The sequence below is a fragment of the Streptomyces tamarix genome, from assembly GCF_032423885.1.
GTDB lineage: Bacteria > Actinomycetota > Actinomycetes > Streptomycetales > Streptomycetaceae > Streptomyces > Streptomyces tamarix.
Window position 1 is genome coordinate 12416 of sequence record NZ_JAWCTQ010000045.1, and the last position, 23910, is coordinate 36325.

Annotated in this window: 22 protein-coding genes; 6 read left to right on the forward strand and 16 right to left on the reverse strand. The window is 73.2% G+C overall.

Annotated elements, in window-relative coordinates:
• The first annotated feature begins 28 nt into the window (after window positions 1-28).
• Complete coding sequence (gene folP / locus RND61_RS26830) at window positions 29-889, forward strand: dihydropteroate synthase (RefSeq protein WP_315880693.1); 861 nt, start codon at window positions 29-31, stop codon at window positions 887-889.
• Between the two features lie 39 nt (window positions 890-928).
• On the opposite strand, the gene RND61_RS26835 is transcribed toward folP, so the two are convergent.
• Window positions 929-1723 (reverse strand): LOG family protein, encoded by a 795-nt coding sequence (locus tag RND61_RS26835; RefSeq protein WP_391654226.1) that lies wholly within the window; start codon window positions 1721-1723, stop codon window positions 929-931.
• A gap of 40 nt (window positions 1724-1763) precedes the next feature.
• Complete coding sequence (gene dapE, locus RND61_RS26840; RefSeq protein ID WP_315880695.1) at window positions 1764-2867, reverse strand: succinyl-diaminopimelate desuccinylase; 1104 nt, start codon at window positions 2865-2867, stop codon at window positions 1764-1766.
• Window positions 2868-2906: 39 nt separating this feature from the next.
• On the opposite strand from dapE, the gene RND61_RS26845 reads away from it, so the two are divergent.
• Window positions 2907-3911: a hypothetical protein gene (locus RND61_RS26845; RefSeq protein ID WP_315880696.1), complete on the forward strand. Its 1005-nt coding sequence runs from the start codon at window positions 2907-2909 to the stop codon at window positions 3909-3911.
• Between the two features lie 379 nt (window positions 3912-4290).
• Window positions 4291-4695, forward strand: a complete 405-nt coding sequence (locus RND61_RS26850; protein ID WP_315880697.1) for an ATP-binding protein — start codon at window positions 4291-4293, stop codon at window positions 4693-4695.
• A gap of 85 nt (window positions 4696-4780) precedes the next feature.
• On the opposite strand, the gene RND61_RS26855 is transcribed toward RND61_RS26850, so the two are convergent.
• A complete protein-coding gene (locus RND61_RS26855) occupies window positions 4781-5875 on the reverse strand; it encodes a bifunctional succinyldiaminopimelate transaminase/glutamate-prephenate aminotransferase (protein ID WP_315880698.1) in 1095 nt (364 codons plus the stop codon).
• 107 nt (window positions 5876-5982) lie between these two features.
• Window positions 5983-6303, reverse strand: coding sequence for a ferredoxin (fdxA, locus tag RND61_RS26860; RefSeq protein ID WP_010474859.1), 321 nt, complete (start codon window positions 6301-6303; stop codon window positions 5983-5985).
• 114 nt (window positions 6304-6417) lie between these two features.
• Between fdxA and RND61_RS26865 the strand changes: the two genes are divergently transcribed.
• Together RND61_RS26865 and RND61_RS26870 are read left to right on the forward strand one after the other, a co-directional pair.
• Window positions 6418-7413 carry a GNAT family N-acetyltransferase gene (locus tag RND61_RS26865; RefSeq protein WP_315880699.1) on the forward strand — a complete coding sequence of 332 codons (996 nt, stop codon included), beginning with the start codon at window positions 6418-6420 and terminating at the stop codon, window positions 7411-7413.
• 17 nt (window positions 7414-7430) lie between these two features.
• On the forward strand, window positions 7431-8267 hold the full coding sequence (locus tag RND61_RS26870; protein ID WP_315880700.1) for a transglutaminase-like domain-containing protein: 837 nt from the start codon (window positions 7431-7433) through the stop codon (window positions 8265-8267).
• 340 nt (window positions 8268-8607) lie between these two features.
• On the opposite strand, the gene RND61_RS26875 is transcribed toward RND61_RS26870, so the two are convergent.
• From RND61_RS26875 to RND61_RS26890, 4 genes are all read right to left on the reverse strand, one after another.
• A complete protein-coding gene (locus RND61_RS26875; protein WP_315880701.1) occupies window positions 8608-10560 on the reverse strand; it encodes a hypothetical protein in 1953 nt (650 codons plus the stop codon).
• 128 nt (window positions 10561-10688) lie between these two features.
• Window positions 10689-11075: a DUF6113 family protein gene (locus RND61_RS26880; RefSeq protein ID WP_315880702.1), complete on the reverse strand. Its 387-nt coding sequence runs from the start codon at window positions 11073-11075 to the stop codon at window positions 10689-10691.
• Window positions 11072-11962 carry an N-acetyl-1-D-myo-inositol-2-amino-2-deoxy-alpha-D-glucopyranoside deacetylase gene (mshB, locus tag RND61_RS26885; protein ID WP_315880703.1) on the reverse strand — a complete coding sequence of 297 codons (891 nt, stop codon included), beginning with the start codon at window positions 11960-11962 and terminating at the stop codon, window positions 11072-11074. The genes RND61_RS26880 and mshB overlap by 4 nt, the downstream gene beginning before the upstream one ends.
• Before the next feature lie 38 nt (window positions 11963-12000).
• On the reverse strand, window positions 12001-12195 hold the full coding sequence (locus RND61_RS26890; RefSeq protein WP_315880704.1) for a hypothetical protein: 195 nt from the start codon (window positions 12193-12195) through the stop codon (window positions 12001-12003).
• A gap of 156 nt (window positions 12196-12351) precedes the next feature.
• On the opposite strand from RND61_RS26890, the gene RND61_RS26895 reads away from it, so the two are divergent.
• A complete protein-coding gene (locus tag RND61_RS26895) occupies window positions 12352-14559 on the forward strand; it encodes a prolyl oligopeptidase family serine peptidase (RefSeq protein WP_315880705.1) in 2208 nt (735 codons plus the stop codon).
• A gap of 117 nt (window positions 14560-14676) precedes the next feature.
• Here the strand turns inward: RND61_RS26895 and RND61_RS26900 are convergent, their stop codons facing one another.
• The 8 genes from RND61_RS26900 to RND61_RS26935 form a co-directional block, all read right to left on the reverse strand.
• Window positions 14677-15780: an ABC transporter ATP-binding protein gene (locus RND61_RS26900; protein WP_315880706.1), complete on the reverse strand. Its 1104-nt coding sequence runs from the start codon at window positions 15778-15780 to the stop codon at window positions 14677-14679.
• Window positions 15767-16762 carry an ABC transporter ATP-binding protein gene (locus tag RND61_RS26905; RefSeq protein WP_315880707.1) on the reverse strand — a complete coding sequence of 332 codons (996 nt, stop codon included), beginning with the start codon at window positions 16760-16762 and terminating at the stop codon, window positions 15767-15769. Before RND61_RS26905 ends, RND61_RS26900 begins: the two co-directional genes overlap by 14 nt.
• A gap of 12 nt (window positions 16763-16774) precedes the next feature.
• Window positions 16775-17800, reverse strand: coding sequence for an ABC transporter permease (locus RND61_RS26910; RefSeq protein WP_315880708.1), 1026 nt, complete (start codon window positions 17798-17800; stop codon window positions 16775-16777).
• Window positions 17793-18716 (reverse strand): ABC transporter permease, encoded by a 924-nt coding sequence (locus tag RND61_RS26915; RefSeq protein WP_315880709.1) that lies wholly within the window; start codon window positions 18714-18716, stop codon window positions 17793-17795. The genes RND61_RS26910 and RND61_RS26915 overlap by 8 nt, the downstream gene beginning before the upstream one ends.
• 32 nt (window positions 18717-18748) lie before the next feature.
• Window positions 18749-20368 carry a peptide ABC transporter substrate-binding protein gene (locus tag RND61_RS26920; protein ID WP_315880710.1) on the reverse strand — a complete coding sequence of 540 codons (1620 nt, stop codon included), beginning with the start codon at window positions 20366-20368 and terminating at the stop codon, window positions 18749-18751.
• A gap of 309 nt (window positions 20369-20677) precedes the next feature.
• Window positions 20678-21787 carry an ABC transporter ATP-binding protein gene (locus RND61_RS26925; RefSeq protein ID WP_315880734.1) on the reverse strand — a complete coding sequence of 370 codons (1110 nt, stop codon included), beginning with the start codon at window positions 21785-21787 and terminating at the stop codon, window positions 20678-20680.
• Between the two features lie 27 nt (window positions 21788-21814).
• Complete coding sequence (locus RND61_RS26930) at window positions 21815-22876, reverse strand: ABC transporter ATP-binding protein (protein WP_315880711.1); 1062 nt, start codon at window positions 22874-22876, stop codon at window positions 21815-21817.
• Between the two features lie 10 nt (window positions 22877-22886).
• Complete coding sequence (locus RND61_RS26935; protein WP_315880712.1) at window positions 22887-23864, reverse strand: ABC transporter permease; 978 nt, start codon at window positions 23862-23864, stop codon at window positions 22887-22889.
• Between the last annotated feature and the right edge of the window lie 46 nt (window positions 23865-23910).

A 23910-nucleotide genomic window follows, 5' to 3' on the forward strand; every position in this document is an offset into this window, starting at 1 on the left:
GGGACGTCATGCGAGGAGGACTTACGGGATGCTGCGCCTGGGACGACGCGAATTCGACGCGCACGAGCCGGTGGTCATGGCCATCGTGAACCGGACCCCGGACTCCTTCTACGACCAGGGGGCCACCTTCCACGACGAGCCCGCCCTCGCCCGGGTCGAGCAGGCCGTGGCCGAGGGCGCGGCGATCATCGACGTCGGCGGGGTGAAGGCGGGGCCCGGCGAGGAGGTCGACGCCGAGGAGGAGGCGCGGCGCACGGTCGGTTTCGTGGCGGAGGTGCGGCGGCGCCACCCCGACGTGGTGATCAGCGTCGACACCTGGCGGCACGAGGTCGGCGAGGCCGTGTGCGAGGCCGGGGCGGACCTGCTGAACGACGCGTGGGGCGGCGTCGACCCGAAGCTCGCGGAGGTCGCGGCGCGGTACGGGGCGGGGCTCGTGTGCACCCACGCGGGCGGCGCCGAGCCGCGGACGCGTCCGCACCGGGTCGCGTACGACGACGTGATGGCGGACATCCTGCGCGTGACGGTCGGGCTGGCCGAGCGTGCCGTGGCGCTGGGCGTGCCGCGGGAGTCGGTGCTGATCGACCCGGGGCACGACTTCGGGAAGAACACCCGGCACTCGCTGGAGGCGACGCGGCGGCTCGGGGAGATGGTGGAGACGGGGTGGCCGGTGCTGGTGTCCCTGTCGAACAAGGACTTCGTGGGGGAGACGCTGGACCGGCCGGTGAAGGAGCGGGTGATCGGGACGCTGGCGACGACGGCCGTGTCGGCGTGGCTGGGGGCCCAGGTGTACCGGGTGCACGAGGTCGCCGAGACGCGGCAGGTGCTGGACATGGTGGCGTCCATCGCGGGGCACCGCGAACCCGCCGTCGCCCGGCGGGGGCTGGCGTGACCGGTCGGGCCGCGCCGGCCCCGCGCCGGGCGACGGTGCTCAGCGGCCTGCTTCCTTGCTGACCAGGGCCACCGCCTCGTCCACGTCGTCGGTCACGTGAAAGAGCATCAGGTCGCGTTCGGCGGCCTTGCCCTGGGCGATGACCGTGTCGCGCAGCCAGTCGACCAGGCCCGACCAGTACTCCGTGCCGAACAGGACGATCGGGAAGCGGGTGACCTTGCGGGTCTGGACGAGGGTCAGGGCCTCGAACAGCTCGTCCAGCGTGCCCAGGCCGCCCGGCAGGACGACGAACCCCTGGGCGTACTTCACGAACATCGTCTTCCGCACGAAGAAGTAGCGGAAGTTGATGCCGATGTCGACGTGCGGGTTCAGGCCCTGCTCGAAGGGCAGCTCGATGCCGAGGCCGACCGAGACGCCCCTCGCCTCCCGCGCGCCCTTGTTCGCGGCCTCCATCGCGCCCGGTCCGCCGCCCGTGATGACCGCGAAGCCCGCCTCGACGAGAGCCCTGCCGAGCTTCACCCCGGCCTCGTACTCGGGCGTGCCCGCCGGGGTGCGGGCCGAGCCGAAGACGCTGATCGCGGAGGGCAGTTCGGCGAGCGCGCCGAAGCCCTCGACGAACTCGGACTGGATCCGCATGACCCGCCAGGGGTCGGTGTGCACCCACTCCGCGTCACCCGCCGTGTCCAGGAGCCGCTGATCGGCGGTTCCGGGCTGCACCTGCTCCCGGCGGCGGAGCACCGGGCCCAGCCGCTGCTCCGCCCGTGCACGCCCTCCCTCGACCTCGGGGTTCCCCATGACCTGCTCCCTCCGCTGAACATCTTTTGCTGGGGTCAGCGTAGGGCGGGACATGTGAAGAGTGGCGAAATCGCGGTTGTCAGGCAGTGAGCCAGTCGTACAGGCGCCGTTCGCAGTGGGTGATCCGGTCGACCACGACGTGCTCGTCCCGCTTGTGCGCGAAGAGGGGGTTGCCCGGCCCGTAGTTGACCGCGGGCACGCCGAGCGCGCTGAAGCGGGCCACGTCGGTCCAGCCGAACTTGGGGTGAGCGGTGCCGCCGACCGCCTCCATGAACGCCGCCGCGGCCGGGTGGGAGAGGCCGGGCAGGGCGCCGCCGGCGTGGTCGTCGACGACGAACTCGTCCACGCCGCAGTCGGCGAACACCTCCCGCACGTGCTTCTCCGCCTCCTCCGGGGTGCGGTCGGGGGCGTAGCGGAAGTTCACGACGACGGTGCACTCGTCGGGGATGACGTTGGTGGCGACGCCGCCGGTGATGCCGACGGCGTTGAGGCCCTCGTGGTACTCCAGGCCGTCGATGACCGGGCGGCGCGGCTCGTACGAGGCGAGGCGGGCCAGGACGGGGGCGGCGGCGTGGATGGCGTTGGAGCCCATCCAGGAGCGGGCCGAGTGGGCGCGCTCGCCCTTCAGGGTGAGGCCGACGCGCAGGGTGCCCTGGCAACCGCCCTCGACCTGGCCGTCGGACGGCTCCAGCAGGACGGCGAAGTCGCCCGCGAGCCAGTCGGGGTGGGCGGCGGCCACATGTCCGAGGCCGTTGAGGTGGGCGGCGACCTCCTCGTTGTCGTAGAAGACGAACGTCAGGTCGCGGTTGGGCTCGGGAACGGTCGCGGCGATGCGGAGTTGGACGGCCACACCGGACTTCATGTCGGATGTGCCGCAGCCCCACAGGACGCCGTTCTCGTCCAGCCGGGAGGGGACGTTGTCGGCGATCGGCACGGTGTCGATGTGTCCGGCGAGGACGACCCGCTCGGCGCGGCCGAGGTGGGTGCGGGCGACGACGTTGTTGCCGTACCGGTCGACCGTGAGGTGCGGAAGGGCGCGCAGGGCCTGCTCGATGGCGTCCGCGAGCGGCTTCTCGGTGCCGCTGACGGAGGGGAAGTCGACCAGTGCGGCGGTGAGCGCGGGGCCGTCCAGCGTGAGGTCCAGAGCGGCGTGGAGGGGCGCTTCGGGCGTGGAGTCGGGCATGTGCCGACCTTATCCCGGCCCCCTAGTACGGTTGGTTGCGTGTCCGAATCCGCCGCCCCCTCCCCCCGCCCCCGCCGCGGTCGCCGAGTCCGGGTCGCGGCGTCGTTCGCCGTCCTGCTGGCCGTCGCCGGTTACGTGGCGCTGCGGTACGAGTCGGGCGGCGGCGGTACGCCGCGGTGCGTGGTCGGCAGCGGCAGCCACACGTACGCCCTCTCCCCCGAGCAGGCGGCGAACGCCGCGACGATCTCCGCCGTGGGCACCACGCGCGGCATGCCCGAGCGGGCGGTGACGATCGCGCTGGCGACCGCGCTGCAGGAGTCGGCGCTGCGCAACATCGACTACGGCGACCGGGATTCGCTGGGGCTGTTCCAGCAGCGGCCGTCGCAGGGCTGGGGCACGGCCGAGCAGATCATGGACCCGGTGTACTCGGCCGGCGTCTTCTACGACCGGCTGGCGGAGGTGCCGGGGTACTCGCGACTGCCGCTGACGGTGGCCGCGCAGCGCGTGCAGCGCAGCGGCTTCCCGCAGGCGTACGCGAAGCACGAGCCCGACGCGGCGCTGCTGGCGGCGGCGCTGACCGGGCGTTCGGCGGCGTCGCTGACGTGCACGCCGACGCCCGGGCCGCGGCCCGGGGACGCGCGGCGGGTGCGGGGCGAGCTGGTGCGGGCGTTCGGTGCGGGGGTGCTCGGCGCGGCGCCGGAGGACTCCGGTGACGGCAAGGGGGGCGGCGCGCCCGGCGGGTCGACGCCCGGCCGGACCGCGTCCCCGGACCCGGCGCCGGGGGACGGTTCCCGCACGGTGGTGGTTCCCGTGCCCGCCCGGGCGGACTCCGCCGGCCCGGCGGGCGGCGCGTCGGACGGTGCGGCGCGGCGCGGCTGGGAGCTGGCGCAGTGGGCGGTGGCGCGGGCGGAGGCGCTGGGCGTGGTGGAGGTCTCGTACGCGGGCCGCGTGTGGAGCGTGCGGGAGGCCGACGAGGGGTGGCGTACGGCGGGGTCCGGCGCGGGAGCGGGGACGGCCGGGGTCGTCATCGAGGTCGCGGAGTAGGAGCCGCAGGGCGGCGTCACATAGTAGTCGACTCTTCTCGCAGAGTAATCGCGGCGCGCTCGGCCGGCATTCGGCCAGCCGTCCGGGAACCCGCCTGATCGGGTTACTTCCCCCCTCCCGCACCCCGTCCCCGCCGGAGAGGGGGGCCGCCGCCGGGCCGGTGCACCCTCCCCCGGGAGAACCTGCGGAGGAACGATTCCGCACGCCCTCCCGAAGACTTTTGTTTGCCCGGTTTTGGGAGGAGCGGGCCCTCCGGCGCATTGCCAACTCTTTACCCGGGGCCACCGCAACCTCCCCCGCCCTCCGAGCGGTTGTCACAGCGTCCGATCGTCGGACAGGCATCACAACCACACGACCTCTTCCCCGTCGAAGGAGCATCATGTCCCTCCCCCTGACCCGCCGGATCGCCAGTGCCGCGCTGCTCACCGCAGCGGGAGCGGCCTCCGTGGTCGGTGCGGCCGGCTCCGCGAGCGCCGTGGACCTCCCCCAGACCACCGACCTCACCGGCGGCGTCACCGCCCTCGACACCGCGCGGATCACCGACACGGCCGGCACCGCCTCGCAGAAGGTCACGGACCTCGCGGGCGGCGACACCGCCGAGAAGGCCGTCCCGGCCGCGGGCCGGGCCCTCGGCACGACGACCGAGAACGCCGTACCGACCGCCCGCGAGGCCACCGGCGACGTCACGCGCGACGCGGGCGCCCTCGTCGACGGCACCACCGGGAACGACCTGCCGGGCGGCGCCCTCCTCGGCGGCCTGCCGGTCTCCTCCCCGCTCGGCTGACCCCGCGCCCGCACGCACGGAAGGGCCCGGTTCGCGTCACGCGAACCGGGCCCTTCCCGTCACCGCCCGCGGGCGGGGCCGGCCGTCAGCCGAGGCGCTTGACCGCCGCGGCGACCCGCTCGTCCGTCGCCGTGAACGCGACCCGGACGAACCGCTCCCCCGCCGTGCCGTAGAAGTCGCCCGGCGCGACCAGGACGCCCAGGTCCGCCAGGTACCCGACGGTGTCCCAGCAGGACTCGTCGCGGGTGGCCCACAGGTAGAGGCTGGCCTCGCTGTGCTCGATGCGGAAGCCGTGCGCCACCAGCGCCGTCCGCAGCGCGGCCCGCCGCTGCGCGTACCGCTCGCGCTGCTCGCGCACGTGGGCGTCGTCGCCCAGCGCCACGACCGTCGCCGCCTGCACCGGGGCGGGCGCCATCATGCCGCTGTGCCGACGGATCTGGAGCAGCTCGCCCAGCACGGCCGCGTCGCCCGCGACGAACGCGGCCCGGTAGCCGGCCAGGTTGGAGCGCTTGGACAGGGAGTGGACGGCGACGATCCCCTCGTACGAACCGCCGCACACGTCCGCGTGCAGCACGGAGACCGGGTCGGCCTCCCAGCCCAGCTCCAGGTAGCACTCGTCGCTGAAGACCAGCACGCCGTGCTCGCGGGCCCAGGCGACGACACGGGTCAGCTCGTCCTTCGCGAGGACCCGGCCCGTCGGGTTGGACGGCGTGTTCAGCCACAGCAGCCGCAGCCCGTCCGGGTCCAGCTCGGTCGGGTCGTCGTACACGACCGGGACGGCCCCGGCGAGGCGGGCACCGACCTCGTACGTCGGATAGGCGAGCCGCGGGTAGGCGACCTTGTCGCCCGGGCCGATGCCCAGCTGCGTCGGCAGCCACGCCACCAGCTCCTTGGAGCCGACGACCGGCAGCACGTTGGTGTGCGCGACGCCGCGGGCGCCGAGCCGGCGCTCGCACCAGCCGGCGATCGCGTCGCGCAGGGCCTGCGTCCCCCAGACCGTGGGATAGCCGGGCGAGTCGGCCGCCTCGACCAGGGCCCGCTGGATCAGCTCGGGCACGGGGTCCACCGGGGTGCCGACCGACAGGTCGACGATGCCGTCGGGGTGGGCCGCGGCCGTCTTCTTGTACGGCTCCAGCTTGTCCCACGGGAAGACGGGGAGGCGGGAGGAGACTCCGGACACGGTGCTCACTTTCTCGTGGGTGCGGCGCTCGGGCGCGCCGCGGGCACGAACGCCGCGGCCCCGTACGGCGGAAGGGCCGTACGGGACCGGCGGCGCGGGATAAGCGATCAGCCGTTCTGCGGCGGCAGGGCGGCGATGAAGGGGTGGTCGCGCTCGATCAGGCCGAGCTTGGAGGCACCACCGGGCGAGCCGAGCTCGTCGAAGAACTCGACGTTCGCCTTGTAGTAGTCCTTCCACTCCTCCGGAGTGTCGTCCTCGTAGAAGATCGCCTCGACCGGGCAGACCGGCTCACAGGCCCCGCAGTCGACGCATTCGTCCGGGTGGATGTACAAGGACCGCTGGCCCTCGTAGATGCAGTCGACGGGGCACTCCTCGATGCACGCCTTGTCCTTCACGTCGACACAAGGCTGCGCGATGACGTAGGTCACGCTGTCGTTCCTCCTTGGTAGGGCTGGCTCTGCGCGGGAGCGCGGCGTCGTCGATGCCCGCACCTAGTATCTCCGTTCTTGGAGACGATCCGAACAGGAGGGGCGGACAGAGCTGTGGAGTTCACTGCGGGCGGACGGCTTGAGGTCCGGATCACACCTTCTGACGTGGGCAAACGGGTGTCTGTCCGCCGGTTGGGCGAACCGGCCTCCGGGACGGAGACGTTCACGGACACGGTCGGGGTTCTCACATCCTGGACCGAAGGTGTGCTGTTGATCACACGACGGACCGGGGAGACCGTCCGCATCGCGGAATCGTCCCTGGTCGCGGGCAAGGTGGTGCCGCCCGCCCCGGCCCGCAGGCGCGGTCCCGCAGCGGGTTTCGAGGAGCTGGCCCGGGTCCAGGCGCGGGCCTGGCAGCCGGTGGAGAGCGAACCGCTCGGGGAGTGGACGCTGCGCGCCGCGCGCGGCTTCACCCGCCGGGCCAACTCCGCGCTCCCGCTCGGCGACCCCGGCGTGCCCCTCGACGACGCCCTCGCGCGCGTGCGGGCCTGGTACGGGGAGCGCGGCCTGCCCCCGTACGTGCAGGCCGCGACCGGTGCCGAGGGCACCCAGGAGCGGTTGTGCGCCGCCCTGGAGGAGCGGGGCTGGCGGCGCGAGGTCTCGGCGGAGGTGCGGACCGGGGGGCTCGCGCCCGTCGCCGACCTGCCCGCCGACACCGGCCGGGTGGCCCTGTCCCGCACCCCGGACCCGGCGTGGCTGCGCCGGTACCAGCGGGTGGGTGAGCCCGGCCCGCACGTGGTGCGGGTCCTGTCCGCCGGGCCTTCGGTGTGGTTCGCCTCCGTGGCCGGCGAGGGCGGGGTGCCCGCGGCGATCGGCCGGTGCGTGGTCGACGGCCGGTGGGCGGGGTTCATGGCCGTGGAGGTCGACCCGGCGCACCGGCGGCAGGGCCTCGCCCGGGCGGTGATGGCCGCGCTGGCCGCCCGCGCCCTGGAGGAGGGCGCGTCGGCCGCCTGGCTGCAGGTGGAGACGGACAACGGCGCGGCGCGCGCCCTGTACGACGGCATGGGCTTCGCGGTCCACCACCACTACCACCACTTCCGCACCTCCTGAACGGGTACGTGAGGCGTATGCGCGACCACACCGAGCCCGACCGGTGGCGGACCCGGTTCGCCGAGGCGGCCCGCGAGGAGCGGCCCGACCTGGCGGAGCTGTGCCTGCTGATCGGTGCCGTGGCGGAGCCGGAGCTGGGCGAGGCCGAGCTGGACGCCGCCGAGATCGAGCTGGACCGGCTGGCGGGGCTCCTGCCGTACGGCCCGAAGTCGCCGCACGCCTGGGTGGCGGCGCTGGCCTCGCTGCTCGGCGACCGGTACGGCTTCCACGGGACGCCCGACGACTACCGCCTCCTGGAGTCGTCGCTGCTCCACCACGTGCTGCGGCGCCGCCGGGGGCTGCCGATCCTGCTGTCGGTGGTGTGGATGGAGGTGGCGCGGCGGGCGGGCGCCCCCGTGTACGGAGTGGCGCTGCCGGGTCACTTCGTCGTCGGGTTCGGGGACCCGGGCGAGCAGGTGCTGGCGGACCCGTTCGCCGGGGGCCGGCCGCTGACCGGCGTGGACGCGGAGCTGCTGGTGGTGGGCGCCACCGGGGAGCGGCTGCGGCCGTCGATGCTGGTGCCCGCGGACCCGCTGGAGATGGTGCTGCGCATCCTGAACAACATCCGCGCCTGGGCGGCCGGGCGGCCCGAGCGCTCCGGCGTGGCGCTGTGGGCGGTGGAGTTGGCGCTGCTGCTGCCGTCGCACCCGGCGCGGCTGCGGTACGAGCGGGCGCTCCTGCTCGTCCAGCGGGGGGACTTCCTGGCGGGCGCGGCGGAGATCGACGCGTACGCGGACGTGGTCGCCGCGGTGGAGCCGGACGCCGCCGCCACCCTGCGCGCCCACGCGCGGGCGGCGCGGGCCCGGCTCAACTGACCGGCCGGCGCCCCGTGCGGGCCTGCGCGGGGCCGTTCCCCGCGCCGCCGGGCCGGGGCGCCCGCGGACGCCGCGCCCGCCGCCCGGTCGGGCCCGACCGGGCGGCGGGCCCGACCGGCACGTGCACGGTCCGGGCGACGGCGGGCCCGGGGACGCACGGCAGGACCCGGGACGTACGGCACGGAGGGCCGGGACACACGGCGCGGAGGGCCGGGACGTACGACAGGACCCGAGGCACACGGCGCGGAGGGCCGGGACGTACGACAGGACCCGAGGCACACGGCGCGGAGGGCCGCCCCGCCGGTCGGCGTGGGCGGCCCTCCGCCGTACGGGCCGGTGCCTACCCCTGCGGGTCGAGCTCGATGGTGACCGTGCGCTCCGCCGCCGTCCTGCCCCGGAGGGCCTTGTGCATGGCGGAGGCCACGTCGTCCGCCGACAGCTGGTGCTTCTTGCCGTCACCCTTGGTGATCATGACGCCGTCGAAGATCCCGTCGAGGAGGCGGTCGATGGCCTCCTTGTCGTAGTACGGCTCCAGCCTCGTGCCGACCGCCTTCATGGACAGGATCTGCGGCAGCGACCGCTGGGGGCCGAACTGGATCTGCCGGCCGCCGGCCCTGATGGTGATCAGATCGGACATCGCGGGCTCGGCGAACTCCTTCATCGCCCGGTCGATCTCGGCCTGCTTGATCAGCGGCTCGCGGGTGGTCACGGGCAGCTCGACGACGTTCGCCCGGCCCGTCTCGACCTGGGCGCGGTACGCGTCCCTGACGAAGATCATCGACCGCTGGACGTCCAGCACCGTGCCGGCCTTGCCCGGTACGGGGACGGCCTTGCCCGGCTCGAACGCGATGGTGCCCTCGGTGACCGTGCCGGAGCCGCCGCCCAGACCGGCCAGGGCGACGCCCAGCTTCTCCTCGTCGACCGGGATGACCGGCTCGGCGACGCGTTCGGCGCCGAACAGGGAACCGATCACGGAGACGGGGTTGTAGTCGCTCCCGGCGGCGGCGCGGACGGTCTCCTGGCTGTCCAGGGACAGGCCCGCCTTGTCGGGGGCGAGCGTGCGGTTCCGGCCGCCGACCTCCAGCCGGAGCGGTGTGGCGGCGCGCTCGCCGAGCACGGCGTCCAGCTTCTGGACGGCCTCCTCCTTCGTGGAGCCGCCGATGTCGACGCCCAGGACGGTGGTGCCCTTCGGCACGTCGGCCTGGTTGAGGAGCAGCCCCGCGCCGTAGGCGACGCCGGCGGCGACGACCACGCCCACGGCGAGGAGCACCAGCTTGGAGCGGCCCTTCTTCGCGGGGGCGGGCGCGGCGCGCGTGGCCGGCGGCGGGGTGGGCGCGGGCGCCTCGGGGGCGGGCTCGTCGAGGACCGGCGGGTACGCCTCGAACGCGCCGGGTCCGCCGGCCGCGGGGGCGGGGCCCGGCGCCGGGAACGGCGACGGCGCGGACGCCCCGCGGCCGTCCTGCGGGACGACGGGGATGCCGCTCGTGAGCGTGTCGCCCGAGACCTGGCCGGGCGGCGGCCCGGGGTGCGGCTTCTGCGGGGTGAGGATCGCGGTGTCGTCGGACATCCCGCCGCCCGGGGCGGGGGCCGGGGGTCCGGCCGCGCCGGCCGCCGGGGCGGGGGCCTCCGCGGGCGGCACCGCGGCGGTACCGAAGGCGGGGCCCGTCGTCGGGCCGGAGGGGGCGCCGGGCGCGTCCGAGAAGTACGGCAGGCCCGGGGCGCCGACGGCCGGCGGGCCCGGGGTCCGGTCCTGCGGCGGGGCGGCGGCCGTCGCGGCGTACCCGGCGCCGTCGGCGCGCGGCTCCGCGCCCGCGTTCGCACCCACGCCGGTGCCCGCGCCGGTGTCCGGGGCCGCTTCGGCCGGGACGGCCTCGGCGGCGGGCGGCGTCACGGCGGGGGGCGTCGCGGCGGGCGGCTTGCGCGGGGCGAACCAGTCGCTGGTCGGCTTCTCCCGCGCGGCGGCCGGCGCCGGCTCGTCCGCGTCCGGGCGGGGCGTCTGCGCCGTCCGCTCGGCGGGGCCCTCCTGCTCGGGCGCGTCCGCCGGCGCGCCCTGGCCGTCCGCCTCCACCGGCTTGCGCATGACGACCGGCGGGATGGGCCGCGAACCCGGGATGTTGATCCGGATGCGGGTGGTCAGGGTCGTTTCGGTCTTCTTCTCCTCGGGCCGCGCGGGTGCGGCGGCCCCTGACTCCTCCTGGTACTGGGGCGACCCGTACGGCGGGGTGCCCGAGGGGTACGCGGCTCCGCCACGCCCCTGGTGCCCGGAGGACGAGGTGTCAGTTTCACGACTCAAAGCAGGATCTCCCGGTTGGCTCCGCCGCCCGCTCACACACCCACGGGCGCCCGGCGGCGCGCACCACCATACTGTCCGCCGTCGCCCCGCCACCCCTCCCACGGGGGAACATCACCGGGCAATACCCCTCAAGTTCGGGCGCGCCCCTCGTCAAGTGCCCCTGCGGGCCCCCGTTGTTGCGGCAGCACGGAGAGGGTGGCGCACATCACAGCGAGCGCCATGCCGCCGAGGACGAACACCAGATCGGCCAGTCCGCCCCAGAACACCTTGTCGCCCTCGCCGCGCCCGAAGCCGACCACCACGACGGCCGCCAGCCAGCCCGCGCCGGACGACACGACGCCCGACTGGCCGCCGACGGCGCGCAGCCCCCCGTAGAAGAGGGCCGCCGTCGCCAGCAGGGCGAGCAGCAGTCCGCCGGGGAGCCAGCCGGCCTGGACGAGCGCGCCGGCCAGTCCCACGAGGACGCCCAGCAGGGCGAGCGCCGTGTGCGCCACGGCCTTCACCGCGGCCCTCATGCGGCCACCCCCGCGAACAGGTCGGTCTCCCGCTCCCCCGCCGGGGCGCCGGACGCGCCCCGCGCCAGCTCGTAGTACTCGTGGACGAAGACGGGCTGCCCGAGGGCGTTGGACAGGGCGAAGAACCGGCCCTGCACGGCGATCTGCGTGGCGTGCGCGCCCATGGCGGCCGTCTTGCGGTCCGCGTACGCGGTGCCGTCGATCTCGGTGGTGACCAGCTCGTCGTCGACCACGCCCGGTACGTCCCCGATGTCGGCGATGCTGGGGAAGGTGACCCCGGTCGCGGCGCGCAGGGCGGCGAAGCCCTCCTCGGCGACCGAGCGGGGCACCCGGTTCCAGTAGATCTTCGCGATCGTGTGCGGGGCGCCCAGGTCGGGCCCGTACGCCGGGTCGGCGGCCAGTTCGGCGGCGCGCATGGCCACGCGGTGGGCCTGGATGTGGTCGGGGTGGCCGTACCCGCCGTCGGGGTCGTACGTCACCAGGACCTGGGGGCGGACCTCCCGGACGACCTCCACCAGGTGCGCCGCGGCGGCGTCCACCGGGGCGTTCCAGAAGGCGCCCTCGCGGTGGTTCTGCGGGACGCCCATCATGCCGGAGTCGCGGAAGCGCCCCGGGCCGCCGAGGAAGCGGTGGTCGGTGACGCCCAGCTCCTTCATCGCGGCGGCGAGTTCACCGACGCGGTGGGGTCCGAGCCGGTCGTCGCGGTCGGGTGCGAGATGGGCGAGGGCAGGCGGGATGACCTCGCCCTCCTCGCCCCGTGTGCAGGTCACCAGGGTGACCAGGGCGCCCTCGGCCGCGTACTTGGCCATGGTGGCGCCGTTGTTGATCGACTCGTCGTCGGGGTGCGCGTGCACCAGGAGCAGACGACGGGCGGGGAGATCCGTCATACGGACACCCTACGAGGTCGGCTCCCGGGGGGCGGCTTCTAGAACTTGAGGTTGCCGATCATGCCCGCCACGCTGGTGGTGAACTGGCTGACGGTGGGGGCGATGGAGGAGCTCGCCAGGTAGAAGCCCAGGAGCATGCAGATCACCGCGTGCCCGGTCTTCAGCCCCGATTTCCGGATGAGCAGGAAGACGACGATCGCCAGCAGCACCACCGCCGAAATCGAGAGTGCCACGGCGGTTCACCTCCATACGTGTCGGTCGGGAACGGGCAGCGCGCATGTGCCAGGAGGTTCATACCCACCTTGCGCTACGGATCATAACTTTCCGTCTCCGCACATCGATCGGTGCACGGCAGCATTGGGGGGCGCACAGCCGCTAGTTTCGGTCACATGACCTCGCGGCAACAGCACTCGTTCCCCCGCCAGTACGCCCGCACCCGGCGCTTCACCCTCGGCGCACCCCGGTCGTTCACCGTGGCGCCCGACGGCTCCCGGGTCGTTTTCCTGCGCGCCCCCTCGGGGACGGACCCGGTCAACCGGCTGTACGTCCTGGACCTGGACGGCGAGCGGCCCCGCGAGCGGCTCGCCGCCGACCCGAAGGCCCTGCTCGGCGGGGGCGAGGAGCACCTGTCCGCCCAGGAGCGCACCCGCCGGGAGCGCGGCCGGGAGACGGCGGGGGGCGTGGTGGGCTACGCGACGGACGCCGCCGTCGAGTTGGCGGCGTTCGCCCTGTCCGGACGGCTGTACGCGGCGGAGCTGCGGACCGGGGCGGTGCGCCGGCTGCCCGCGTCCGGTCCGGTGATCGACCCGAGGCCGTCACCGGACGGACGGCTGGTGGCCTATGTGGCGCGGGGGGCGCTGCGCGTGGTCTCCGTGCGGGCGGGGGCGGAGGAGGCGTGCGGGGCTGACGGGGTGCACGGGGCGATCGGGGCGGAGGAGGCACGCGGGGGCGGCGCGGTGGACCGGGTGCTCGCGGAGCCCGAGGGCGAACACGTGACGTACGGGCTGGCCGAGCACGCGGCGGCCGAGTCGATGGGCCGCCCGCGGGGCTTCTGGTGGTCGCCGGAGTCGGACCGGCTGCTGGTCGCGCGGGTCGACGACGGCGCCGTGCGGCGGTGGTGGATCTCCGACCCGGCGCACCCGGACCGGGAGCCGGTGCCCGTGGCGTACCCGGCGGCGGGGACGGACAACGCGGACGTGCGCCTGTTCCTGGTCGGGGTGGCGGGCGGGGAGCGGACGGAGGTCGTGTGGGACCGCGGCCGGTACCCGTACCTGGCGCGGGTGCACTGGTCGGCGGCGGGGGCGCCGCTGCTGCTGGTGCAGGCCCGCGACCAGCGCACTCAGCGGTACCTGGCGGTCGACCCGGGGACCGGGGCGACGCGGACGGTGCACGTCGAGGAGGACGGCCGGTGGCTGGAACTGATCCCGGGTGCGCCGGCGTGGGCGCCGGGCGGACGGCTCGTGCGCGTCGCGGAGGAGGACGGGGCGCGCGTGGTGGTGGTGGACGACCGCCCGCTCACGGGCCGGGACTTGCACATTCGTAACGTACTGGACGTAGGGGACGGGGACGTCCTGGTTTCGGCCTCGGCGGGCGAAGGCGCGGACGACCCGGAAATTGGCCAGATCCATGTGTACCGGGTGAGCGGTTCGGGCGTGGAGCGGATCTCCGAGGGGCCCGGCGTCCACGGGGCCGTCCGCGGCGGCCCGGTGACCGTGCTGGTGTCGGCGGTGCCGGACGGGCCGGGGGCGCGGGTGCGGGTGCTGCGGGACGGGAAGCAGGTCGCGGCGGTCGCGTCGTACGCCGAGGTGCCCGTGTTGTCGCCGCGGGTCGCGCTCACCGTGTCGGGGCCGCCGCGGGTGCCGTGCGCGGTGCTGCTGCCGCGCGCGTACGAGGAGGGGGACGGGCCGCTGCCGGTGCTGATGGATCCGTACGGCGGGCCGCACGGGCAGCGGGTGGTGGCGGCGCACGACCCGCACCTGACGTCCCAGTGGTTCGCGGACCAGGGCTTCGCGGTGGTCGTCGCGGACGGCCGGGGCACGCCGGGCCGCTCGCCCGCCTGGGAGAAGGCGATCGCGGGGCGGCCCGCGCTGGTGCTGGACGACCAGGTCGCGGCGTTGGAGGGGCTGGCCGGGCGGTTCCCGCTGGACCTGGGGCGGGTGGCGATCCGGGGCTGGTCGTACGGCGGCTGGCTGGCGGCGCTCGCGGTGCTGCGGCGCCCCGACGTGTTCCACGCGGCGGTGGTGGGCGCCCCGGTGACGGACCAGCGGCTGTACGACACCCACTACACCGAGCGGTACCTGGGCGGGCTCCCCCAGGACGTGCCGGAGGTCTACCGGGCGAACTCGCTGGTGTGGGACGACGGACTGGTGGAGGCGCGGGAACCGGCCCGGCCCATGATGATCATCCATGGTCTGGCGGACGACAACGTGGTCGCCGCCCATACGCTCCGGCTGTCGTCGGCGCTGCTGGCGGCGGGCCGCCCCCATGAGGTGCTGCCGTTGACGGGCGTGACCCATATGACCCCGCAGGAGCAGGTCGCGGAGAACCTGCTGCTGCTCCAGGTGGACTTCCTGAAGCGGTCCCTGGGCCTTCCCTGAACGACCGGCCGGGGCGGCATGGCGCGCCCCGGCCGGTCCACGGCACCCGCACGGCCGTACGGGATTCAGGGTGGCGTGTCCGTATATCGGAACGGGGTCGGCCCGGTGTCCTGTCCGTTACGTGGCCCGCGGCCCGCCCGCACCGGGCGGCGGCCCGGGGGCGGCCCGGTCCCTCGGCGGCCCCGCCTCGCCGGGCACGACGTGGAGCTCCTCCGCGAAGTGGCACGCCGAGTCGTGCCGCGCGGGGGTGGCGGCGTCCCCGAACGCCGCGGGGACGGCGAGCGGCGGGACCTCCAGGGCGCACCGCTCGCGCGCCTTCCAGCAGCGGGTGCGGAAGCGGCAGCCGGACGGCGGGTTGGCGGGGGACGGCACGTCGCCGGAGAGGAGGATCCTCCCCCCGCGGTGCTCCCGCGCCTCCGGGTCGGGCACGGGCACGGCGGACAGCAGCGCCTGGGTGTACGGGTGGGTGGGGTGGTCGTAGATCTCGGTGCCGGTGCCCGTCTCGACGATCCGGCCCAGGTACATGACGCCGACGCGGTCGGAGATGTGCCGGACGATCGACAGGTCGTGCGCGATGAAGACGTACGACAGGCCGAACTCGTCCTGGAGCCGCTCCAGCAGGTTGACGACCTGCGCCTGGACGGACACGTCGAGGGCGGAGACCGGTTCGTCCGCGACGATGATCCTCGGCTGGAGGGCGAGGCCGCGGGCGATGCCGATGCGCTGGCGCTGACCGCCGGAGAACTGGTGCGGGTAGCGGTTGATGTGTTCGGGGTTGAGGCCGACGACCTCCAGCAGCTCCCGCACCCTGCGGCGGCGGTCGCCCTTGGGCGCGGCCTCGGGGTGGATCTCGTACGGCTCCCCGACGATGTCGCCGACCGTCATCCGGGGGTTGAGCGAGGTGTACGGGTCCTGGAAGACCATCTGGATGTCGCGGCGCACGGCCTTCAGGGCGCGCCCGGACAGGCGGGTGACGTCCTCGCCCCGGTAGCGGATGGCCCCGGAGGTGGGCCGCTCCAGGTGGACCAGCATCTTGGCGACCGTCGACTTGCCGCAGCCGGACTCGCCGACGATGCCGAGGGTCTCGCCGGAGCGCAGCTCGAAGGAGACGCCGTCGACGGCCTTGACCGCGCCGACCTGCTTCCTGAAGAGGACGCCCCGGGTGAGCGGGTAGTGCTTGACGAGGTCCCGTACCTCCAGGATCGGCTCAGCGGGGGGCATCGGCGGGCTCCTTGTGGAGGGTCTCCCGCCAGAAGTGGCAGGCGCTGCGCCGGTCGGCGGAGACCTCGTGGAGCGGGGGGACGTCGGTGCGGCACACGTCGCGGGCGCGGGGGCAGCGCGGGTGGAAGGGGCAGCCGGGCGGGATCGCCGTGAGGCTGGGCGGCAGGCCCCTGATGGCGTACAGCTCCCTGCCCTTCTGGTCGAGGCGCGGGATGGAGTCGAGCAGGCCCTGCGTGTAGGGGTGGGCGGGCGCCTTGTACAGGTCGTGGACGGGGGCCGTCTCGACGATGCGGCCGGCGTACATGACGGCGATGTGGTCCGCGACGTCCGCGACGACGCCGAGGTCGTGGGTGATGAGGACGAGGCCCATGCGCAGTTCCCGCTGGAGCTCGGCGAGGAGCTCCATGACCTGTGCCTGGACGGTGACGTCGAGGGCGGTGGTGGGCTCGTCCGCGATGATGAGGGCGGGCTCCAGGGCCATCGCCATGGCGATCATGATGCGCTGGCGCATGCCGCCGCTGAACTGGTGGGGGTACTGGCCGACGCGTTCGCGGGCGGCGGGGATGCGGACGCGGTCCATCAGGTCGACGGCCCGGGCGCGGGCGTCCTTCTTCGACAGGCCGCGGTGGACGGTGAACATCTCCGCGAGCTGGTCCCCGACGGTGAGGACCGGGTTGAGGGCGGACAGGGCGTCCTGGAAGATCATCGCCATCCGCGCGCCGCGCACCTTGCGCCGCTCGTCCTCCTTGAGGGTGAGCAGGTCGCGGCCCTGGAAGAGGACCTGCCCGCCGGTGATCCGGCCGGGCGGCGCGTCGAGGATGCCCATGACGGCCTGGGCGGTGACGGACTTGCCGGAGCCGGACTCCCCGAGGACGGCGAGCGTCTCGCCCTCGTCGACGGAGTAGGTGACGCCGTTGACGGCCTTGGCGGTGCCCTCTCGGGTGCGGAACTCGACGTGGAGGTCGCGTACTTCGAGCAGCATGGCGGCGGCTCCTCAGCGCAGCTTGGGATCGAGGGCGTCGCGGACGGCGTCGCCGAGCATGATGAACGCGAGGACCGTGACGCTCAGCGCGCCCGCGGGCCAGAGCAGCATGTGGGGGGCGTTGCGGATCTGCGGGGCGGCGTTGGAGATGTCGATGCCCCAGGAGACGGTGGGCGGGCGCAGCCCGACGCCGAGGAACGACAGCGTCGCCTCCAGCGCGATGTACGTGCCCAGCGCGATCGTCGCGACGACGATCACGGGGGCGACGGCGTTCGGCGCGACGTGCCGCAGCAGGATCCGTCCGCTGCCGGCGCCGAGGGAGCGGGCGGCCTGGACGTAGTCGTGCTGCTTGGCGGTGATGACGGAGCCGCGGGCGATGCGGGCGATCTGCGGCCAGCCGAGCAGCACGATGAACCCGACGACGGGCCACACGGTGGTGCTGGTGACGACGGAGAGGAAGACCAGGCCGCCGAGGACGACGGGGATGCCGAAGAAGACGTCGGCGGTACGGGACAGCAGGGCGTCGCCCCAGCCGCCGAAGAACCCGGCGAGCCCGCCGAGGAGGCTGCCGAGCAGGGCGGCGCCGAAGGTGGCGGCGATCCCGACGGTGATGGAGGCGCGGGCCCCGTGGACGGTGCGGGCGTACACGTCGCAGCCCTGGGTGTCGTACCCGAAGGGGTGGCCCGGCTCCGAGCCCTCCTGCGACTTGGCGAGGTCGCAGTGGAGGGGGTCGGCGTCGGTGAGGACCTGCGGCCAGATCGCGATGAGCACCAGGAAGGCGATGAGCAGCGAGGAGACGACGAAGACCGGGTTGCGGCGCAGCTGGTGCCAGGCGTCGCTCCACAGGCTGCGGGGCCTGCCGCCGGGTCCGGGCGGGGCGCCCTCCTCGCCGGTCGGTTCGGTCTCCCGCTTGTCCAGCGTCTCCGCTTCGCTCATGGCCAGGTCCATGGCGCCGCCGGCGCCGGTCGGGGCGACCGCCTCGCGCGGGTTCTCGTACGGGTTCCCCTCGCGGGAGCCCCTCTCGTACGGGTCAGGCATAGCGGATCCTCGGGTCCAGGACCGCGTAGAGCAGGTCGACGAGCAGGTTCGCCACGAGGAAGACGATGACGAGGATCGTCACGAAGCCGACGACGGTGGGCGAGTTGTTGCGGAGGATGCCCTGGTAGAGCTGGTATCCGACGCCGTGGATGTTGAAGATCCGCTCGGTGACGATGGCGCCGCCCATCAGGGCGCCCACGTCGGCGCCGATGAAGGTGACGACGGGGATGAGGGAGTTGCGCAGCAGGTGCCGGGTGATGACCCGGTGGCGCGGCAGGCCCTTGGCGACGGCGGTGCGGACGTAGTCGGCGCGGGCGTTCTCGGCGATGGAGGTGCGGCTGAGCCGGGTGACGTACGCGAGGGAGACGAGGGCGAGGACGACGCCGGGGAGGAGCAGTTCGTCGAAGCGGGCGTCGGAGGAGACGGACGGGCTGACCCACCCCCACTTCACGCCGAGGAGGAACTGCAGGAGGTACCCGGAGACGAAGGTGGGGACGGAGATGACGACGAGGGTGAGGACGAGCAGCCCGGTGTCGAGGGGGCGTCCGCGCTTGAGGCCGCTGACGACGCCGAGGGCGATGCCGACGACGATCTCGATGGCGACGGCGACGAGGGTGAGGCGCAGCGTCACCGGGAAGGCGGTGGCCATCAGCTCGGTGACCCGCTGGCCGTTGAACGCGGTGCCGAAGTCGCCCCGGAAGATCGCCCCCATGTAGAGCAGGTACTGCTTCCCCAGCGGCTCGTCGAGGTGGAGGTCCTTCCGGATGCGGGCGACGGTGGCGGGGTCGGGCGCCTTGTCGCCGAACAGCGCCGCCACGGGGTCGCCGAGCGCGTACACCATGAGGAAGATCAGCAGGGTGGTCCCGATGAACACGGGGATCATCTGGAGCAGCCGCCGGATGACGTAACGCCCCATGGGGCCTCCTCCGGGTGCGGGGTGCGGGTGGCTCAGCCGACCTCGATCTGGTCGTACACGGGGACGCTGAACTGGTTGAGCTTCACGCCGGAGAGCCGCTCGGAGTAGCCGGCGCTGCCGTTCTGGTACCAGAGCGGGATGGCGGGCATCTGGGCGGCGAGGAGGCGCTCGGCGTCCTGGAAGTGCTTGACGGCGGCGGCCTCGTCGGCCTCGGCGTTGGCGCGGTCGACGAGGGCGTCGAAGCGCCGGTTGGTGAACTTGCCGTAGTTGGAGGAGGCGCCGGTGTAGTACAGGGGCTCCAGGAAGTTCTGGACGAGCGGGTAGTCGGCCTGCCAGCCGGAGCGGAAGGGGCCGGTGATGCGGGCGCCCGTGATCTGGTTGCGGAAGTCCGCGAAGGTGCCGATGGGGTTGACGGTGCAGACGGGGCCGCGGCCGAGGACGTTGTTGATGCTGTTGCAGACGGCGTCCATCCACTGGCGGTGGGAACCGGTGTCGACGTTCGACGTCAGGGTGATCCTGCCGCCGGGGAGGCCGCCGCCCTCGGTGATCAGCCGCTTGGCCTCGGTCGGGTCGAAGGCGCAGGCGTCGCCGCACAGGTCGGCGTACCCGCCCTTCCGGCCGAGCGCCGGGGAGGTCCAGTCCTTGGCGGGGGTGCGGGTGTTCTGGAAGATCTGCCGGGTGATCTGCGCGCGGTCGATCGCCTTGGAGATGCCGACGCGGACCTTCTCCATGCCGGGCTTGGACCACTCGGGCCGGTAGAAGGGGAAGGCCAGGGTCTGGATGATCAGGGCGGGCTGGTTGATGTACCGGTCGCCGAGGTCGCTCCCGACGTTCTTGAGCTGCTGGGCGGGGACGTCGTCGACCAGGTCGAGGTTGCCGGAGATCAGGTCCTGGTAGGCCGTGTTGTTGTCGGTGTAGACGCGCAGGTCGACCCCGGCGTTCTTGGCCTTGTCGGGGCCCTTGTAGCCGTCCCAGCGGCGCAGCCGCATCTCGCTGCCCCTGGTGTACGAGTCGACGGTGTACGGGCCGTTGCCCACGGGCTTGTCCAGCCAGGCGGCGTGGTCGGTGAAGAACGCCCGGGGCAGGGGCATGAACGCCTGGTAGCCGAGGGTCTCGGGCCACGTGGAGAACTTGTCCTTCAGGGCGACGGTGAAGGTGCGCTCGTCCTTGACGACGAGTCCGCGCATGGTCTTCGCCTTCGCCCTGCCGGACTCGGGGTGCACGTCCTCGTAGCCGACGATGTCGGAGAAGAAGGGGGCGTTGTTCTGCTTGTTGTCGATGTGGGCGGCGTAGTTCCACGCGTCGACGAAGGACCGGGCGGTGACCTTCTCGCCGTTGCTGAAGGTCCAGCCGTCCTTGAGGGTGACGGTGAAGTTCTGCGAGTCGTCCGTCTCGATCCGCTCGGCGACCATGTCCTGGGCCTCGCCGGTCCCGGGGTCGTACCGCTTGAGGCCGCGGAAGACCATGTCGAGGACCTTGCCGCCCTGGACCTCATTGGTGTTGGCGGGCTCCAGGGGGTTCTGCGGGTCGCCCCAGGAGGAGCTCAGGACGCCGTCGCCGCCGCTCCCGCCGCCCCCGCCGCAGGCGGCCGCGGCGGAGGCGAGGACGACGGCGACGGCGGCCCACCGGGTGGGACGGCTGGCTCCGCGCATGGGATGCCTCCTGTGGGGCCGTGTACAGGGCTCAGGCCCCAATATCACCGCATACGGCACACCCCGCACCCCACGCGCCCCCAACGGTGTACGCCCCGGCACCGCCGCGGAGGACGGGGACCCACGGGGGGCGGCGCCCCGGGAGCGGCACCCACGAGGTGGGACGGGGCCCGCGGAGGACGGGGCCCACGGGGGGCGGCATCCACTGGGGACGGCGCCCACGAGGGGGGACGGGTCCCGCGGCGGGGCGGCGCCCGTCCCGGAAACGCGAAGGCCCCCCGCCGGGGCGGGGGGCCTTCGGAGCGCGGGTCACTCGGAGTCGGACTCCAGGGACGCCAGGGCCGGGTCCAGGATCACTTCCTTGTCGGCCTTGATGGTGGGCTCCTCCGGGAAGTGGCAGGCGGTCAGGTGTCCTTCCGCGTTGCCGGAGAGCTGCACCAGCGGCGGCTCCTCCGTCGCGCACTTCTCCTGCGCCTTCCAGCACCGCGTGCGGAACCGGCAGCCGGAGGGCGGGTTGATCGGCGAGGGCACGTCGCCGGCGAGGCGGATGCGCTCGCGGCTGCCGGCGTCGAGGTCCGGCTCCGGCACCGCCGACAGCAGCGCGTGCGTGTACGGGTGGCGCGGCCGGTTGTACAGCGAGTCCCGGTCGGCGATCTCCACGATCTTGCCGAGGTACATCACCGCGACGCGCTCGGAGAAGTGCCGCACCACCGCGAGGTCGTGGGCGATGAACACGAACGCGATGCCCAGGTCCCGTTGGAGGTTCTGGAGGAGGTTGACGACCTGCGCCTGGATCGACACGTCCAGCGCCGACACCGGCTCGTCCGCGACGATCAGCTTCGGCTCCAGCGCGAGGGCGCGGGCGACGCCGATGCGCTGGCGCTGACCGCCGGAGAACTCGTGCGGGAAGCGGTTGTAGTGCTCCGGGTTGAGACCGACGGTCTCCAGCAGCTCGCGGACCTTCTTCTCCCGGCCCCCGGGCGGATTGATCCCGTTGATCTCCATGGGGCTGGAGATGATCGTGCCGACCGTCTGCCGCGGATTGAGGGAGGCGTACGGGTCCTGGAAGATCATCTGGATCTCGGACCGGATCGGCGCCAGCTCCTTGCGGCCGGCGTGCGTGATGTCGCGGCCCGCGTAGTCGATCCTCCCGCCGGTGGGCTCCATCAGGCGCGTGATCAGCCGGCCGGTGGTCGACTTGCCGCATCCGGACTCGCCGACCAGGCCCAGGCTCTCGCCCGGGAACACGTCGAAGGTGAGGCCGTCGACGGCCTTGACCGCGCCGACCGTCCGTTTGATCGGGAAGCCGGCCTTCACGGGGAAGTGCTTGGCCAGCCCCTCGACGCGCATCAGCGGCTCGGACGCGGTCCGCTGCGCCGGGACCGCGTCACCGGCGTTGGTGGTGGTGTTCTCGCTCATGGTCATAGCCCCAGTTGCCGGTGTCGCTCAGCCCAGCCGGGGCTGAATCGTCTCGATGAAAACCTGCTGCCGCTGCTCCTCCGCCAGGTGGCACGCGGCCGCCCTTCCCTCGGCGAGCAGCGGGCGCTCACTGGCGCACCGGTCCCCGCCGACCAGGCCGGTGTACTCGCAGCGGGGGTGGAACGGGCAGCCGATCGGCGGGTTCAGCAGGCTCGGCGGCGTACCGGGGATCGGCCGCAGCGGCTCGTCGACGTCCGACGACAGGCTCGGCATGGAGCCCAGCAGACCCCACGTGTAGGGGTGCGCCGGCGCCTTCAGCACCTCGCGCACGGACCCGCGCTCCACGGCCCGGCCCGCGTACATCACGAGCAGGTCGTCGGCCGTGTTGGCGACCACGCCGAGATCGTGGGTGATCAGGATGATCGCGGAGCCGAACTCCTGCTGGAGGTCCTTCAGGAGGTCGAGGATCTGGGCCTGGACCGTCACGTCGAGCGCGGTGGTCGGCTCGTCGGCGATGAGGAGTTCGGGGTTGCAGACCAGCGACATCGCGATCATCGCACGCTGGCGCATGCCGCCGGAGAACTGGTGGGGGTAGTCGTCCACGCGGGCCTTGGGGTCCGGGATCCCGACCTTGCCCAGCATCTCGATGGCCCGGTCGCGGGCCTCCTTCTTGGAGGCGCCCGTGTGCTTCCGGAACGGCTCGGCGATCTGTCGGCCGATCGTGTAGTACGGCGACAGGGCCGTGAGCGCGTCCTGGAAGATCATGGCCATCTTGTTGCCGCGCAGCCTCTCGAGCTGCTTCTGCGAAGCGTCCGTGAGCTCCTGGCCGTCCAGCTTGATCGAGCCGGTGATCTCGGTGGTCTTCGCGTTGTGCAGGCCCAGGATCGTCAGGTTGGTGACCGACTTGCCGGAGCCCGACTCGCCCACGATGCCGAGCGTCTTGCCGCGCTCCAGGTCGAACGAGAGGCCGTCCACCGCCTTGACGATGCCGTCCTCGGTGGAGAACCGGACACGCAGGTCGCGTACCGACAGGAACGCTTCCGACCCGGTCGGAGCCGTTGCGTCCTCGGTCTTGGTCAGTGTGGTCACGGTCGTTCTCCTAGGACAGGCGCACGCGCGGATCGATGATCGCGTACATCGCGTCCACGATGATGTTGAAGAGCAGGATGAGGGCGGCGCTGAAGACCATCACGCCCATGGTGAGCGGCAGGTCCTTGTCGATCACCGAGTCGCGGGCGAGGCGGCCGATGCCCGCGAGGCCGAAGGTCAGCTCCGTCACCATGGCCCCGCCGAACAGGGAGCCGAGGTCCATGCCGAGGATGGTGACGATCGGGATGAGCGATCCGCGCCAGGCGTAGCGGAAGAAGACGAACCTGCCGCTCATGCCCTTGGCGCGGGCGGCGCGGACGTGCTCCTCCTGGAGCTGCTCGATCATCGTCGAGCGGGACATGCGGGTGTAGTTGGCCGTGAAGATCACGGACATCACGCACCACGGGATGAGCAGGCCCATGAACCAGCCGGTCGGGCTCTCGCTGAACGGTACGTACTCGGGCTTGTCCAGCCAGCCGGTCGAGTAGACGAAGATGCCCAGGACGACCGGGCCGAGGAAGTAGATCTGCAGGGACGACAGGACGAGCGAACCCCCGCTGAAGACCTTGTCGACCGCGGTGCCCTTCTTCCAGGCGGCGAGCATGCCGGCGCCGAGGCCGACGGTGAGGAAGACCAGGATGCCGCCGATCGAGAGCGAGAGGGTGAGCGGGAGCCGGTCGATGATCGTGTCCCAGACCATCTGCTGGTTGTCGAAGGAGACACCGAAGCAGGGAGCCGAGCAGTGGCCCACGGAGAAGTCGCGCCCGGCGAAGATGCCGACCATGTAGTCCCAGAACTGCACGGGGACGGGCTGGTCGAGCCCGAGGTTCTTGTGGATGACTTCCAGGGCGTCGGGGGTGCAGTTCTTGCCGCACGCGAGCAGGGCGGGGTCCTGCGGGATGGCGAAGAACATGAAGAACGTGCTGGCGCTGATCAAGAAGAGGATCACCACAGCGCCGAACGTCCGGCGAAGGAGGAATTGAAGCATGACTGGTCGCTGCTCTCAGGACGGCGGCAAGGAGGGGTTCGAACGG